Origin of the sequence: Streptomyces sp. CA-243310 (assembly GCF_050936775.1) — a bacterium.
In the GTDB taxonomy this organism is placed as follows: Bacteria; Actinomycetota; Actinomycetes; order Streptomycetales; family Streptomycetaceae; genus Streptomyces.
Window position 1 is genome coordinate 500779 of sequence record NZ_JBNJMF010000002.1, and the last position, 14003, is coordinate 514781.

The window sequence follows — 14003 nt, forward strand, 5'->3', positions numbered from 1 at the left end:
GTGGTGCGTTCACACCGCGGTCGATTTCCCGCTTCCGTGCCCGGCGTCCACGCGAAGTGCCCGCCCCGCCCGGGGAGTCAGCCCGTCAGGGCGCCCGCGTCATGGTCCTGGGCCACCACGAGGAAGGCGTCCTGGTCCAGGTCCATCACGACGCGCACCGCCTCGCCGCGGGCGCGGCGCCTGGCCGCGGATTCCTCGGCGGGCCAGCTTCCGCGCGGACCACCGGCGGGGAAAAATTCGAGAACCCTCGCACCCGTCACCCTCAACACCTCCGCCATGCGGCTCCGACAAGGTCGTGTTCCACCGCTTGCCCCCGCCGCCCGCCGACATGCGCCGACGGGAAGCCTTCCGGGCTTTCGGACACCGCGCTCTACTGTGTGCTCCATGGCAGCGAAGATCAGCCGGGACCGTGGGCACGACCGGCGACGGCTCGGATACCTGAGCGCGGCGGCGGTGTTCGCCATCGGCATGGCCGGCACGACGCTCCCCACTCCCCTGTACGGGCTGTACAGGGAGGAACTCGGTTTCTCCGAGCTGATGGTGACGCTGGTCTTCGCCGCCTACGCCGTCGGGGTCATCGTCACGCTCCTGGTCGCCGGCAACTACTCCGACGAGGCGGGCCGCCGGCCCGTACTGCTGTACGCGTTGGGGCTGTCGGCGCTGAGCGCGGGCTGCTTCCTGTTGGAGGGCGGTCTGCCCCTGCTGTTCGCGGGCCGCGTGCTGTCCGGGTTCTCGGCCGGACTGCTCAGCGGCGTGGGTACGGTCACCGTCCTGGAACTGGCGCCCCCCGAGCGCAAGAGGCGCGCCGGACTGGCCGCGACCGCCGCCAACATGGGCGGCCTGGGCTGTGGTCCGTTGCTGGCCGGGATGCTGGCCGAGTACGCGCCGCTGCCGCTGATCCTGCCGTTCCTGGCCCACCTCGTCCTCCTGTCCTTCGCGTGCGCCATCGTGCTGTTGCTGCCCGAGACGGTCGAGCACCCCCGACGCCTGCCTCCCCTGAAGCCGCAGGGGCTGTCCGTTCCACCGGACATCCGCGGCGTCTTCGTACCGTGCGCGCTCGCGGCGTTCGCCGGGTTCGCGCTGCTCGGACTGTTCACCTCGATCGCGCCGAGCTTCGTGTCCGAGACCCTGGGCGTGACCAACCACGCCACGGCCGGCCTGGTGGTCTTCACCGTGTTCCTCGGCTCGACGATCGGTCAGGTCCTGGTGGGGCGCATGCCCGTAGGGCGGGCGCTGCCCCTGGGCTGCCTCGTCCTGGTGGTCGGTCTGCTGCTGGTCGGCGCCTCGCTGTGGACCGAGTCGATGCCGCTGCTGTTGGCGGGAGCGGTGTGCGGCGGGCTGGGGCAGGGGATGGCCTTCCGCGCGGGGCTCACGGCCGTGAGCGACGCGGCGCCGCCCGCGCACCGGGGCGGCACGATCTCCTCGTTCTTCGTGGTGGCGTACACGGGCATCTCGCTCCCGGTGGTGGGCGTGGGTGCGTTGACGCTGTGGCTCGGACTGGTGGGTGCCGGGTTGACGTTCACCGTGTGTGCGACGGTGCTGGCCGCCGCGACGGGCCTGTACCTCCTGCGGCACCCGCCGACGGCGCCCTCGCCGTCCGCGTCCTGAGCCGGGCCCCGGCGCGGAGCGGGCGTTCCACCGATCGGTCACGACGCGGGTGGGGTGCCGCTCCGGTCGGTCACCGGGGAGGGGGCGGGGTCGCCGTGAAGCGGCTGGGGCGACCGAAGCGGACCGGCACCCCGGGCGAGTACAGGACACTGACCGGGTCCCCGGCCGGGGCGGGCAGACCGGCCGCGGCGATCAGGTCCTCCCGGCATTCGAGCAGTTCCGCTCGGTACAGGGGCCAGCGGGGGTGGGTGTTCGGCAGGTGCAGCGGACCACCGGGGAAGTCGTTGTGCAGACACCAGCGGGCCGTGAGGAAGTGTTCCAACTCCGTGGGCTCGTCGATGGGATCCGCTACGCGGACGGCGATCCGCGAGTGCGCGCCCCGAGGGCCGGGCCATCTGCGCACACCCGTGTACGTGACGACGTCACCGGTGCGGTCGAGGGACATCCGCGACCACTGGTAGGGCAGCCGGAACACGGTCCGGGCGACCGCCACCGACACCAGGCGCGAGGCGTCCAGGGAACGGAAGACGACCCCGCGTCGTCCTTGGGCGTCCACCGAGTACAGGCGCACGTTCGTCTCGGGGAAGGATCCGAGGTACGGGACGCCCGGCAGCCCCAGCCAGCCGACGCGATCCATCCGGAAGGCGATGAGACCGACGTACGTGACCCCGTCGAGGGTGTCGGGGACGGTTCCGGGCGGCAGGAGCGGGGCCACGTCCGCCGGGTCGACCGGCCAGTGCAGGAAGGCCAGGTCGAGCCAGGACTGCGTCAGCAGGGCACGGGGCAGGGAGAAGGGCGGCTCGCTGCGGATCGGTTCACGGGAGAACGGCACGGGCCCAGTGTCCCAGCCCGTCGCCGGGCCGGGAGCGGTCAGCGTTCGGGGTCCGGCGGGCGGAACGACGACAGCATGGCGATGAAGGACGCGGACCCGGTGATCACCCCGGGGCGTCCGCCGCCGGCCGGGGCGGGCTCCACGCCCACGGCCTCGATGCCGCCTTCGTGGATCCACAGCACCTTCGACGTCAGCCGTTGTTCCGGCGGGGCCTTCTCCCAGTTGTCGAGGGTGACCGCGGAGTAGCCGACGAGCTGGGAGTGCAGGTCGGGTCCGTCCACGGCCTGGAAGTACAGGAACCCCTCGTGCGGCACCATCGCGAGGATGCCCAGGGGTGCGGGACGGCCCAGGAGGTCGCCGGCCCGCAGCACGTGGGTACAGGTGAAGCCGGTCTCGCAGGTCACGGAGACCATGGGGTTGGCCGCGCCGCTCTCGTCGCGTACGACGGGTTCGGCGGCTAGGTTCCGTTCGGCCAGCGCCCACACCTCGTCCCCGTCGACGTTCCACGCGCGGAACTGCGACGCCGGCACGGGGGACGAGCGGTCGCCGTCCACGCGGACCACCAGGACTGCGGCGAGGTCCTCGGTCAGGGGTCTGACCAGGGCGAAGTCCTCGGCGACGGTACTCAGGGGCACGACCCGCGGCAGCAGCAGCGGACGGACCTCCTCGTAGCCCGCCTCGTGCAGGGCCCTGCGACGGTCGCCGAGCTCCAGCAGCCCGTTGAGGTGCCCCGCGGCGGCTTCGCGCCACTGTGCCCGGGGCAGCGGCCGGAGCAGGAGGGCCAGCTCCGCCAGGTCCAGCGGGATCCCGCTGCCGATGCCGAGCTGCAGGTGCTGCTCGGCACCGAACCGCATGGGCTGGTCGGAGCCTTCCCCGTCGAGGAAGAGGCCGTTGAGGAGGGCCAGGAAGGACTGCCATTCCGCGGGCCCGAACCAGGGACACCACGGCGGGACGGGCAGCCCGGTGTCGACGGGGACCGCGGCCTTCTTCGCTCTGCGGAACAAGGGCATGGGCGACAGGTTAAGGCCGGGCGAATCCCGCTGTGAGCACGTAAACAGGGCTGATGGAGGGCGAGTTCAGGCCGGCGAGGGTCGGGCGGGTGCGGCGGCGGGGCGGATACCGGGAATGGCCGAAGGAATGAGGCCGGACACTGCTCGGGGTTCCTAGCCTGGGACGGTGCCCCGTGGTCCCCCGGGGCGCCGTCCCGTCACCAGTGAAGAGCGGTTTCATGAGAATCAGCAGTTTGTCGGCCACCCGCCGCACGGCCGGGTTCGCCCTCACGGCGACGGCGCTCACCCTCGCCTCGCTGTGCTCCCCCGCGGCGGCCTCCGCCACCACGCGGCCCTCGACACCGGAGGCCCGGACGGCGCCCGCCGCTGCGACGGTGCCGCTCTCCATCACGCGTGCGGCGGAAGGCGGCGCACGCGACGTCGCGATCACGATCGACGACGGACCCGACCCGGTCTGGACGCCGAAGGTCCTGGAGGTGCTGAAGGGGTACGGGGTCAAGGCCACGTTCTGCATGATCGGAACGAACGCCGGGAAGTACTCCGACCTCGTCAGGAGGGTGGTGGCGGACGGACACCGGTTGTGCGACCACTCCGTCAGCCATGACATGACGATGGACAAACAGCCCGTCGCCTACCAGGAGCGGCAGATCCTCGACGCCAAGAACACGATCGAGAAGGCGGCTCCCGGAGCGACCGTCGACTACTACCGCGCACCGGGCGGCGCCTTCTCCCCGGACAGCCGGCGGATCGCGGCGGAGCACGGGATGCGGCCCCTGGGGTGGAGCGTGGACACCGAGGACTGGAGCCGCCCCGGCACGCCCGCGATCGTGGCCGCGGTGGAGAGCGGGCTGCCCGCCGAACCGACCGTGCTGTTCCATGACGGGGGCGGCGACCGGGGCGAGACGGTGGAGGCCCTGCGCACGCTCCTGCCGTGGTTCGTGGAGCACGGGTACGCGTTCACCTTCCCGGTCCGCACCGCCGGCTGAGACTCCGGTCCGGGGTCACTCGCCCACCCCGGCTACCAGGCGGTAACGTCGGCCTCCGAGGATTGGAGTTCCATGACCCGCCTGCTCAGCGTTTCCGACAGCGTCATCGTCGAGGCCGCCCCGTCCACGGTGTACCGGCACGTGTGCGACCCCTCGCTCATGGGCCGCTGGAGCCCCGAGAACCTGGGGGCGACCCTCACCCGCGAGCCGGGTCCCGTACCGGTCGGGACGGTCTTCGACGGACACAACAAGCGTGGCGCCTTCCGCTGGACCACGCGCTGCACCGTCATGGCGGCGGACCAGGACGAGCTGTTCCGCTTCCGGGTCCACTCCATCGGACTGAAGCGACCGCGCCTGCGCGGCCCCATCGCCACCTGGGAGTACCGGTTCGAGGCGGTCCCCGGGGGACGAGGGTGACGGAGACGTGGACCGACGACCGCCGCTCGTGGCCGGATCTCGTCGCGAACACCTTCGACAAGATCGCGACGGGCGGGCACACCTTCGCCGATTTCCAGCGTCGGAACATCCGCGTCACCCTGCGCAACCTCAAGGCCGCCCTGGAATCCGACGCCCGAACGCCGTGAGGGACGACGGAGCGGCGGCCTCGACGCGCCTCGCCCCCGCGACCGCACCCGGATCCGACGCCCTCGGGGAATCCGCGTTTGGGACGGAATAATCCGGCCACACTAGTTGCTATATACATCGATCGAAGCGGTGCACCACCCTTCCCCCGGGCGGGGCGCGCCCGCTCGACGATCGCCGCAGATCCTCCCGTCCGGCGACGGCAACGCCCGGCCTGGCCTTTCCCCTCAGGAGTCCCGCATGTCGAACCACCTCCCGGAGCAGCCCGCAGACACCGTCGAGCGGCTCCGCGCCGGCTTCGCCTCCGGTCGCACGAAGCCGCTCTCCTGGCGTACGGCGCAGCTTCGGGCGGTGCGCGCCCTGCTGAAGGAACGCGGGGACGAGCTGGCCACCGCGCTCCACACGGACCTCGGCAAGGGGCGCGAGGAGGCCTACCGCACCGAGATCGATTTCGTCGTTCGGGAGATCGACCACACGCTGGACCACCTCGCCCAGTGGCTCCGCCCCCAGCCGGTGGCGGTTCCCGAGCGGTTGAGCCCGGCCACCGCCCACACCGTGCTGGACCCGTTGGGCGTGGTCCTGGTCATCGCCCCGTGGAACTACCCGTTGCAGCTGCTGCTGGCCCCGGTCGTCGGCGCGCTCGCGGCGGGCAACTGCGTCGTCGCCAAGCCCAGCGAGCTGGCCCCGGCCACGTCGAGTGCGGTGGCCGAGCTGCTGCCGCTGTACGTGGACACCGACGCGGTCGCCGTGGTGGAAGGCGGCGTCCCCGAGACGACGGAGCTGTTGGCGCAGCGCTTCGACCACATCTTCTACACCGGCAACGGGACGGTCGGCCGGGTCGTGATGCGTGCCGCGGCCGAGAACCTCACCCCGGTGACACTCGAACTCGGTGGCAAATCCCCCGCGTTCGTCGATCGTGGCACGGATCTGGCCGTCGTGGCCGCCCGGCTGGCGTCGACCAAGTTCATGAACGCGGGGCAGACGTGCGTCGCCCCCGACTACGTGCTCACCGACCCCGAGACGGCCCGGGAGCTGGAGAAGGCCCTCGCCGACGCCGTGCACACGCTGTACGGGGACGATCCGGCCTCCTCCCCCGCGTACGGCCGGATCGTCAACGACCGTCACTTCGACCGCCTCACGGGCCTGCTGGCGTCGGGCCGCACGGTGGTCGGCGGCGACCACGACCGGGCGGCCCGCTACATCGCGCCCACGGTCCTGGCGGACGTGTCCCCGGACTCCCCCGTGATGGCCGAGGAGATCTTCGGTCCGATCCTGCCGGTGGTCGAGGTGGCCGGGCTGGACGAGGCCATCGCGTTCATCGGCGGCAGGGACAAGCCGTTGGCCCTCTACGCCTTCACCGAGTCGGAGACCACGCGGGAACGCCTCACCGAGGAGACCTCCTCGGGTGGTCTCACGTTCGGCCTTCCCGTGGCCCATCTGACCGTCTCCGACCTCCCGTTCGGCGGAGTGGGCGAGAGCGGCATGGGCAACTACCACGGTCACTGGTCCCTGGCCACGTTCAGCCACCTCAAGGCGGTCCTGGACAAGCCGCTGAGCTGACCCCACCGACGTTGCGGGGAGGGAACCGGCCACCGCGCCGGCTCCCTCCCCGCACGCGTGCCGCGACACCTCACCCCGCGCCCCGGCCCGGGGTGAGGTGGTGACGCCCTCGGCTCCCTCACGACGCTCCGTGTACCTTTGGCCTTCATGGACACGACTGCCGAAGAGCCGGGGAACGACGTCAAACCACCTGCGGAGAAGCCGGGTTGGGATGGGGCATTGCTGCTCGGCGGCGGCTTCCTCGCGTCGGTGCGGCTCGGGGGCACGGACGGCTGGTGGACGGCTCTGTGGCTCCCCCTGCTCGCCCTCGCGCTGCTCGCCGTGTCCTTCGAGTGGACGCTGCTGGTCAAAGCCCGCTTCCGGATGCGCGCCGGGCAGTGGTTCCCCCTGGTGAGCGCGCACGTCGGCGTGCTCCTCGGGCTCGCCGTGGTGCTGGGACTGCCCCGCTCCTGACCGGCGGTTGCCCACGACCCGAACCGAGGCGCCCCATAGGCGCCATCGGTGGGGTTCACCGCGACACCCGCACGCGGGGCCGTCCGCTCCCGGCTTCGGGATCCATCATGGCGTTGCCGTACCACCATCGATGGATCGTCCGCCGTCCCGCCCACGCACCCGCGGCGGCCGGCCCGAGCTCACTGGAGAGCCGAATGAACCGTGTGTGGATGCGCACCCTCTCGCTGGTCGTTCTCGCGGGTCTCGCCGCCGGTGCGACCGGGTGTTCCGACGGAAGCACCCCGTCGGATGTCGCCTCGAAGGCGGCGTCCGCCGTGCAGTCGGTCGGGGCGGGCCTGGACTCCGCGGCCGCCGAGGCCAAGAAGAAGCTCGACGGTGTGAAGGACGGGGTGAACGCGAAGAAGGACGTGACCCTCGGCGCCGTCGCCCAGGACGGCGACGGGCGAACCACCGTGCCCGTGACGGTGTCCAACACGGCCGAGGGCAAGAAGTCCTTCGCCGTCCAGGTCAACTTCCGCGACAGCGGAGGCAACCTGCTCGACACGGTCGTGGTGACCCTCGCGGACGTGGCGGCCGGCGCGACCGGCAAGGGCACGGCGCGTAGCACCCGGACCCTCTCGGGCGAGGTGAAGGCCGAGACCGGGACCGCCCTGCGCTACTGAGACGCGCGCGTCGGTCCCGGCCCGGCGGACGGCTCAGGCGGGGCCGTCGGCGGCGGTCGGCCCCGGGTCGGCCGCGGACGGCGGGCCGGCCTCCGGCCCCGGCTGGGCCCCGGTCCGCGTGCCGTCCTCGGCCGGGGGCTCGTCGCCCTCGTCCCCCGCGTAGGCGCGCAGGTGGCCGATCACCGTGTTGGCGACGGCGACCAGCGGCACGGCGACGACGGCGCCGCCGATCCCGGCGACCAGTCCGCCGGTCGCGACGGCCAGGACCACGGCCAGGGGATGGACCCGAACGGCCCGTCCCAGGATGAAGGGCTGGAGGATGTGCCCTTCGATCTGCTGGACCGCGAGCACCACCAGCAGGGCCATGAGCGCGGTGAACACGCCCTGGGTGACGAGTGCGACGACCACCGCGAGGGCCCCGGACACCACCGCGCCGACCAGCGGCACGAACGACGCCAGGAAGATCACCACTCCGATGGGCACGGCGAGCGGGACACCCAGGAGGTAGATGCCGATGCCGATGAAGAGCGCGTCGATCAGGGCGACGATCATCGTCCCGCGCACGTACGCGGTGAGCGTGCGCCAGGCCCGCGGACCGGCGCCGGCCACGCCCGGCCGGGCCACGGCCGGGACCAGCTTGAGCGTCCACTGCCAGATGCGCTTGCCGTCGTACAGCAGGAAGAGCGTGGAGAACATCGCGAGCAGCATGCCGGTGAGGATCTCCACGAGCACGGTCACGCCCTGGAGGCCCTTGGAGGTGATCTCGCTGGTGCTGGTGCCGATCGCGTCGCTGAGGTTGTTCGCGACGTCGTTGATCTGCTGCTCGGTCACATGGAACGGGCTGTCGAGGAGCCACTGTTTCAGTTCCTCGATGCCCTCCTGGAGGCGCCCCGACAGGGTGTCGAGATTGTCGAGCACCTGCCAGACCACGAACCAGCCGACCAGGCCCAGCACGAGGAACCCGCAGATCGCGGTCACGGCGGTGGCCAGTCCCTGGGACAGACCGCTGCGGTGCAGGCGGGCGACCGTCGGCTGGAGCAGCGCGGTGACGAGGAGGGCGACGACGAAGGCGAGGACGACCAGTCGGACGGCGCCGATGACCCGCATCAGCACCCACAGCGTGGCCGCGAGCACCAGGAACCGCCAGCCCGCCTCGGCCGCCACCCGAATGCTCCAGGGCACCGCCACCGCCGGGTCGGGCGTACGGGGGCGGGCCCGTCGGGCCTCTGCCGCGCGCTCTTCCTCCGCGCTCTCCCCGTACTCCGCGTCGCGTCGCGCCTGGGCCTGGGCGCGGCGCTCGCCGAGCGCGGTCGCGCCGTCTTTCACGCGGTCGAGCCATCTGTGGATTCCGGGCATTCGGAACCTCCCTCCGTGTCGTTGCCCTTCTGCCCTCGATCCGCTCCGCCAGCCGGGTCCGGCCCGGTCGGTTCGGAAGTCGGTTCAGGAGTCGGTGATCACACGGCGCGGGGCCCGGCGTCGTGTGTACGACGCCGGGCCCCGGGTGGTTCGATTGCGCGGTCCACGACGGTTTCCCTCCGCTGTCCGGTGAGGGGCGACTCGCCCCGGGAGGTCCAGCGTGGTCCATCCGGCCCGCTCCGGCATCCGCTCGTGTCGCGGCGACCGGCGGACGCGTGGCGGTCAGGGCCCCGGTGCGAGGGCCTGACCCGGTGCGCGCCTCAGGTGTTGAGGAGTCGGTTGAAGAAGGAGCGGTAGCGCTGCAGTGCGAGGCGCAGGTCCTCGGTGGCGACCTGTTCGCCGCGGTCCCACTGGCCCTCCAGGTCCTGCTTGTGCGCGGAGAACGTCCGGGCGAGTTCCTGCATCACCTCGGCCACCAGGGTGTCGGCGGACCGCACCGCTTCCTGCGGGTCGTCCACGAAGCGCCCCTGGATCTCGCTCCACTGCTTGCGCAGGCCGTCCGCGTCGGCTCCTCCGAGCAGGGGCTCGTCCGACGCGTCGGCGCCGACCTCGTCGGTGTGCACTCCGGTGCGCGCCGGTTCGTCCCGCAGTCCGTCGCGTCCGAACGCCGTCGGATCGTCCGCCGAGACCTCACGCGGGTCGTCCCGTACGCCGTCCAGGGGGTCGGCAGGCAGGCCGTCCCGGCCGAACCCGCGGGGGTCCTCGCGCGGGTCCTCGCGTATGACGTCGCCCTCGGTGCCGGCGGTGGTGTCGGCCCCACCGGGATACACCGCGGAGCCGCGATCGGTACCCGGGTGGGCGAGGCTCTCGGTGGTCAGGCGGCCCTCGCCGGTTCGGCCGGTCGTGTCTTCGTTCTCCCGCATGTCATCGGCTCCCTTGGTTCGTGTTCGTCAGCAGGTCGTCGAACAGGGCGCGGTAGTGCACCATCGCCCCGCGGAGTTCCTCGGTCGTCGTCTCGCCCTCGCCGCTGCGCACGTTGACCTCGTGGGCCGCGCGGTAGTGCTCGAGGGTGCGCCCGTGTTCGACGGACAGGTCGCGCAGTTGTCCGTCGAACCCGTCCGCCGGGTAGCCGCGCTCCCGCATCAGCCGGGACACGAGTTCGTCGGCCCGGGCGACCGACCCTTCCGGGCGGTCCACGAAGGCTTCCTGTACGCCGCGCCACTCATCGGCGTACTCCGTCCGGCGTTCGTCGGGCAGGTCCTTGATCTGGAACGTGTGGTGGCGCTGTTGGCGCGCCCGCAGCTCGCGGTCGGCCGCCATGCGGCTGCCGGCCGCCTCGGCCGTCCGGTCGTACTCGGGGCCGAACTGCCGCTGGAGGTTCCTGCGGCGAGTGAACAACCACAGCCCCGCGGCGAGGGCGACGAGGACCAGTGCGGTGGGAATGAGGATCGCGATGAGTGTGCTTGGTGTCATGATGGCCTCCAGGCCGCGGCCTCGTCTCTTCGGTTGCTGAGGCGGCTGCCCGCAACCCCCCGGCACAAACCCGTCGGGGTGGAGTCGAGATGAGTGGGTGTCGGTGGGTGGGGTGGCGGGGGCCACCGGTGCGCGCGTCGTCCTCGGGAGCGGCGTGTCCACCCCTCGGCGGGTCGCGCGTGGCGCTTCAGTTCACGTGCGGGTGGGGCGGGCCGGCGGGGTGGAAACAGGCGGTGATGGCCTTGCCGCCGTGACAGGCGTGCACGTCCCAGGTGTCGGCGAGCGTCGCCACGATGCCCAGACCGCGTCCGGAGGTCGCTTCGTCGCCGGCCTCGCGCGGTTCGGGCAGGTGGGGATCGTCGTCGGCCACGCTGACGTGCAGGCAGCTGCCGTCCCAGGTCAGCACCAGGTGTGCGGCGCCATCGGTGTGCAGGTGCGCGTTGGTGACCAACTCGGACACGGTGAGCAGGACGGAGTGCACGGTGTCCGGCGCTTCCCGTGCCCAGGGGAGGGTGTCGAGGTGTTCGTCCGTCCAGCGGCGCGCCGCGCGGACTCCTTGGGCGATGGGGAACGAGCGCGCCCATCCGACCGCTTTCATGACCACTGGCTCCGCCTCCCGCCTGTTTCCGCACCGTACGGGCTGGTGTGCCCGTCGCTCGTGTGCCCGTCGCTCGTGTGGCCGGCTCGCGTGCGCCCGGCTCTCCTGTGGTGGTCGCCCGCGTACCCGCCGCCGTGTCGGGCACGCACCCGGCCGGCCGGCGCCGGGCACCTCATTCGGCGGAGAACACCTCGGCGAGGAAACCGTCCACGTCCTGGTTCTCCTCACCCGCGGCCACCATGGCGTAGGTCTGTTCCAGGAATCGTGACACCGCGGCGGCATCCGCGAGCAGCACCGCTCGCCCCTGACCCGACGAGGGGTCACCCCGCAGCTCGAAGCGGACGGCGGCGTCCGCGCCGTCCCGCTGCGGACGCAGGGTGATGTCTCCCTCGCCCACGGGCCGGCGCAGGCCGTCGGCCAGCATCTGGCGGTCCAGGTACCACTGGGCGAGGAAGGTCTCGCCGTACACGAACCGTGCCCGGACCGCGTGCGGGTCGCTGCCTTCGTAAGTCATCCGGGCCTCGACGACGAGCGGGAGTCCCGCTTCCTCTTCCAGACGCATCGAAATCGTGTCCGACACACAGGTCTTCACATGGGCCTCCGGAACGCGGGCGGTGGATTCATCCGCCTGCCCTCGGAACGCCCCCTCATGCCTGGCCGGTTCTCAGTCCTCGGAGGTGTAGCGGAAGCGGGCCCACAGGGGCAGGAGGAACCAGCAGACGAGGAACCAGAGGAACACGCCGGCCACGATCCAGGGCGCGAGCATGTTGTGCGTGGCGACCCGCAGGACGAGCAGCAGCGCGGTCACGAGGGTGGCCAGCAACAGGACGAGTCCCACGAAGGTGAGACGGGAAGCCCAGGCCACGGCCTGTGGCTTGATGCGGCGGCCCGAGACGATCCGGTGGAAGGCGACCGGGGCGATCAGGGCGCCCGTGGCGAGCGATCCCAGGACGACGGTGACGATGTAGATCGTCTTGTCGATCGACGGGAGGCCGTGGAAGAGCGGGGTGAAGACCACGGTCAGGAGGAATCCGAAGAGGATCTGCACGCCGGTCTGAGCCACGCGTATCTCTTGTACGAGCTCCTGCCATTGGCGGTCGGCACGCTCCTCCGGGCTCTCGCCTCTGCCGTCGTGCGCATGTCCCTGGTCGTGCGCATGTCCCTCGTCGTGCGCATGTCCCTGGTCGGCCACGGGGGTCTTGTCCCCGTCGTCGGACGCGGCCTGTGCGTGGTCCGCCATGATGATGTCCCTTCTGGCGGCCTTCCGGCCGCGCGGCGTGGGTCCGCGGGGCGCGGTGGGGAGTCGACCTCCCGAAATCATCGAACGCATGCCCGGGCCAACACGTCTCACACCCGGTCGGATCCCGCGCGGCGCCCGCCTGCGGGGGCCGTCGGGACGGCCGCGCAGGCGGGCGGGGTGGACACCGTGATCGGTGTCCACCCCTCGTCGCGCGTGGGACGAACGACCGGCCCGGTGCGTGTGGTTGCCACGTACCGGGCCGGTGTGGGACGGCCGTGAAGGACACCGCCTGCCGGCGCCGCCTAGTAGTAGTGCTTGCGTCCGCCCAGCGCGTGTCCCATGGCGCCCAGGATCCACAGGATCAGGCCTACGACGATGAGGATGATCCCGATGGTGTACAGGATGCTGATGTGGGCCACGATCGCGACGATGAGCAGGATTACTCCGAGGATGATCACGGTGCCCTCCGATCTTCGCGTGATGATTCTTCACTGTGGACCCGGGGGCCACACGGCTCCGGGGTGGGGGACGGTTCAGTGTCCGAACAGGTGCCGCCTTCGAGGGACTCCTCCCGCGGGGCGGGACTCGTCGGTGGGCGGGGCTTCGTTGGTGGGGGTTGTGGTGGGGGCCGGATCGGTCGGGGCCCGGGTGGGCGCGACCCCGGTCTCGGGGTCCCGGGCCGGTGCGGCCCCGGTGTCCGCGGCCGCTGCCTCGCGGGCGCTGATCAGCTGATCGCGTTCCGCTTTGGCGGCCGCCTCCTGTTTGCGTGATTCGCCGAGTTCGGCACGCGCGGTCCGCCCCTGCCTGAAGGCACGGCGGGAACCCGCCAGCAACAGGAGGAGACCGAACAGCACGACCGCGCCGACCACGATGCCGTACAGGAACAGCGTCCCGGTCGAACCGGTGACGTGGTAGCCGAAGACGTCGAATCCCTGTCCGATCCCGTGGCCGACCCCGGCGTTGCCGAGGACTCCGGCGACGGCGACGACGACCGCGACGATCAGAACGACCAGCCCGAGGATGATCAGCATGGCGACTCCCGGCGAATTCGTGCGCCGGAGGGGCGCACGGGGCAGCCTTCAACCACGCTCCTGCCCGTTAATCCGCTCTCCATACCGAATGGTGTTCATTGCCCGGAAACCCCCGGAAAGGCAGCGAGCGGGAACCGGTGGCTCTCCGGGCGTGCCGGTGGGGTGCGGCCGGTCGTTGATGCTCCCGTGGAGCGCCGATTTCAGTTGAGTGACGAGGCCTGGACCGCGATCGAGACGCGGCTCGGCAGGCCCGCGGCCCGTGTGGAGCGCACGGCCGTCGAGGCCATCGTGTGGAAATTGTCGACGGGTGCCGCCTGGCGGGATCTACCCGCCCGGTACGGGCCCTGGCACAGCATGGCCGAGCGGTATCGGATCTGGGTCGGTGACGGCACCTGGGGCCGCGTCGAGGCGGCGCTGGTGTCCTCCCCCGCCGATCTGGCGGGCGAGGACGACTGGAGCACCCGGTGGCTGCCCCGGCAGGCCGACACCGCACCCACCGACGAGGCCTCGGGCCTCGCCGCCCGGACGGGGCCGGCCGGGGAGGCCACTGCGCCCTGACCGGCCGGGGAGCGGACGCCACCCTTCGCCCCCGGTGACTTCCCGTCCACACCG

Annotated in this window: 17 protein-coding genes and 1 pseudogene; 7 read left to right on the forward strand and 11 right to left on the reverse strand. The window is 71.7% G+C overall.

Annotated features, from left to right (window positions below; genetic code table 11):
- Positions 1–77: 77 nt before the first annotated feature.
- Positions 78–260 carry a hypothetical protein gene (locus ACQEVM_RS19795; RefSeq protein ID WP_384620538.1) on the reverse strand — a complete coding sequence of 61 codons (183 nt, stop codon included), beginning with the start codon at positions 258–260 and terminating at the stop codon, positions 78–80.
- 124 nt (positions 261–384) lie between these two features.
- Between ACQEVM_RS19795 and ACQEVM_RS19800 the strand changes: the two genes are divergently transcribed.
- Positions 385–1608 carry an MFS transporter gene (locus tag ACQEVM_RS19800; protein WP_433080857.1) on the forward strand — a complete coding sequence of 408 codons (1224 nt, stop codon included), beginning with the start codon at positions 385–387 and terminating at the stop codon, positions 1606–1608.
- A gap of 70 nt (positions 1609–1678) precedes the next feature.
- Here the strand turns inward: ACQEVM_RS19800 and ACQEVM_RS19805 are convergent, their stop codons facing one another.
- Both ACQEVM_RS19805 and ACQEVM_RS19810 read right to left on the reverse strand, forming a co-directional pair.
- The gene (locus tag ACQEVM_RS19805; protein WP_433080859.1) at positions 1679–2440 is read right to left on the reverse strand and encodes a YqjF family protein; all 762 of its coding nucleotides are present in this window, start codon (positions 2438–2440) and stop codon (positions 1679–1681) included.
- Between the two features lie 38 nt (positions 2441–2478).
- Entirely contained in the window at positions 2479–3450 is a 972-nt protein-coding gene (locus ACQEVM_RS19810) for a hypothetical protein (protein WP_433080861.1), read from the reverse strand.
- A 218-nt stretch (positions 3451–3668) separates the two neighbouring features.
- Here ACQEVM_RS19810 and ACQEVM_RS19815 point away from each other — a divergent pair, with 218 nt between their 5' ends.
- The 5 genes and pseudogenes from ACQEVM_RS19815 to ACQEVM_RS19835 all read left to right on the forward strand — a co-directional run bounded on the left by ACQEVM_RS19815 (position 3669) and on the right by ACQEVM_RS19835 (position 7693).
- Positions 3669–4436, forward strand: a complete 768-nt coding sequence (locus tag ACQEVM_RS19815; RefSeq protein ID WP_433080863.1) for a polysaccharide deacetylase family protein — start codon at positions 3669–3671, stop codon at positions 4434–4436.
- Between the two features lie 72 nt (positions 4437–4508).
- A pseudogene (locus tag ACQEVM_RS19820) lies at positions 4509–5020 on the forward strand (SRPBCC family protein).
- 238 nt (positions 5021–5258) lie between these two features.
- Positions 5259–6578 (forward strand): aldehyde dehydrogenase family protein, encoded by a 1320-nt coding sequence (locus ACQEVM_RS19825; RefSeq protein ID WP_433080865.1) that lies wholly within the window; start codon positions 5259–5261, stop codon positions 6576–6578.
- Between the two features lie 147 nt (positions 6579–6725).
- Positions 6726–7031 carry a hypothetical protein gene (locus ACQEVM_RS19830; protein WP_433080867.1) on the forward strand — a complete coding sequence of 102 codons (306 nt, stop codon included), beginning with the start codon at positions 6726–6728 and terminating at the stop codon, positions 7029–7031.
- A 194-nt stretch (positions 7032–7225) separates the two neighbouring features.
- The gene (locus ACQEVM_RS19835; protein WP_433080869.1) at positions 7226–7693 is read left to right on the forward strand and encodes a hypothetical protein; all 468 of its coding nucleotides are present in this window, start codon (positions 7226–7228) and stop codon (positions 7691–7693) included.
- Positions 7694–7726: 33 nt separating this feature from the next.
- On the opposite strand, the gene ACQEVM_RS19840 is transcribed toward ACQEVM_RS19835, so the two are convergent.
- The 8 genes from ACQEVM_RS19840 to ACQEVM_RS19875 all read right to left on the reverse strand — a co-directional run bounded on the left by ACQEVM_RS19840 (position 7727) and on the right by ACQEVM_RS19875 (position 13391).
- On the reverse strand, positions 7727–9049 hold the full coding sequence (locus ACQEVM_RS19840; RefSeq protein WP_433080871.1) for an AI-2E family transporter: 1323 nt from the start codon (positions 9047–9049) through the stop codon (positions 7727–7729).
- A gap of 320 nt (positions 9050–9369) precedes the next feature.
- Positions 9370–9972, reverse strand: coding sequence for a hypothetical protein (locus ACQEVM_RS19845; RefSeq protein ID WP_433080873.1), 603 nt, complete (start codon positions 9970–9972; stop codon positions 9370–9372).
- 1 nt (position 9973) lies between these two features.
- Positions 9974–10522 carry a hypothetical protein gene (locus tag ACQEVM_RS19850; protein WP_433080875.1) on the reverse strand — a complete coding sequence of 183 codons (549 nt, stop codon included), beginning with the start codon at positions 10520–10522 and terminating at the stop codon, positions 9974–9976.
- Between the two features lie 187 nt (positions 10523–10709).
- Positions 10710–11120, reverse strand: a complete 411-nt coding sequence (locus tag ACQEVM_RS19855; RefSeq protein WP_433080877.1) for an ATP-binding protein — start codon at positions 11118–11120, stop codon at positions 10710–10712.
- A gap of 172 nt (positions 11121–11292) precedes the next feature.
- Complete coding sequence (locus tag ACQEVM_RS19860; protein ID WP_433080879.1) at positions 11293–11682, reverse strand: SsgA family sporulation/cell division regulator; 390 nt, start codon at positions 11680–11682, stop codon at positions 11293–11295.
- 102 nt (positions 11683–11784) lie between these two features.
- Complete coding sequence (locus ACQEVM_RS19865; protein ID WP_433080881.1) at positions 11785–12360, reverse strand: DUF6328 family protein; 576 nt, start codon at positions 12358–12360, stop codon at positions 11785–11787.
- Positions 12361–12662: 302 nt separating this feature from the next.
- The gene (locus ACQEVM_RS19870; protein ID WP_199826501.1) at positions 12663–12818 is read right to left on the reverse strand and encodes a DUF6131 family protein; all 156 of its coding nucleotides are present in this window, start codon (positions 12816–12818) and stop codon (positions 12663–12665) included.
- Between the two features lie 75 nt (positions 12819–12893).
- Complete coding sequence (locus ACQEVM_RS19875; RefSeq protein ID WP_433080883.1) at positions 12894–13391, reverse strand: hypothetical protein; 498 nt, start codon at positions 13389–13391, stop codon at positions 12894–12896.
- 186 nt (positions 13392–13577) lie between these two features.
- Here ACQEVM_RS19875 and ACQEVM_RS19880 point away from each other — a divergent pair, with 186 nt between their 5' ends.
- Positions 13578–13949 (forward strand): transposase, encoded by a 372-nt coding sequence (locus ACQEVM_RS19880; RefSeq protein ID WP_433080885.1) that lies wholly within the window; start codon positions 13578–13580, stop codon positions 13947–13949.
- The last annotated feature ends 54 nt before the right edge of the window (positions 13950–14003 follow it).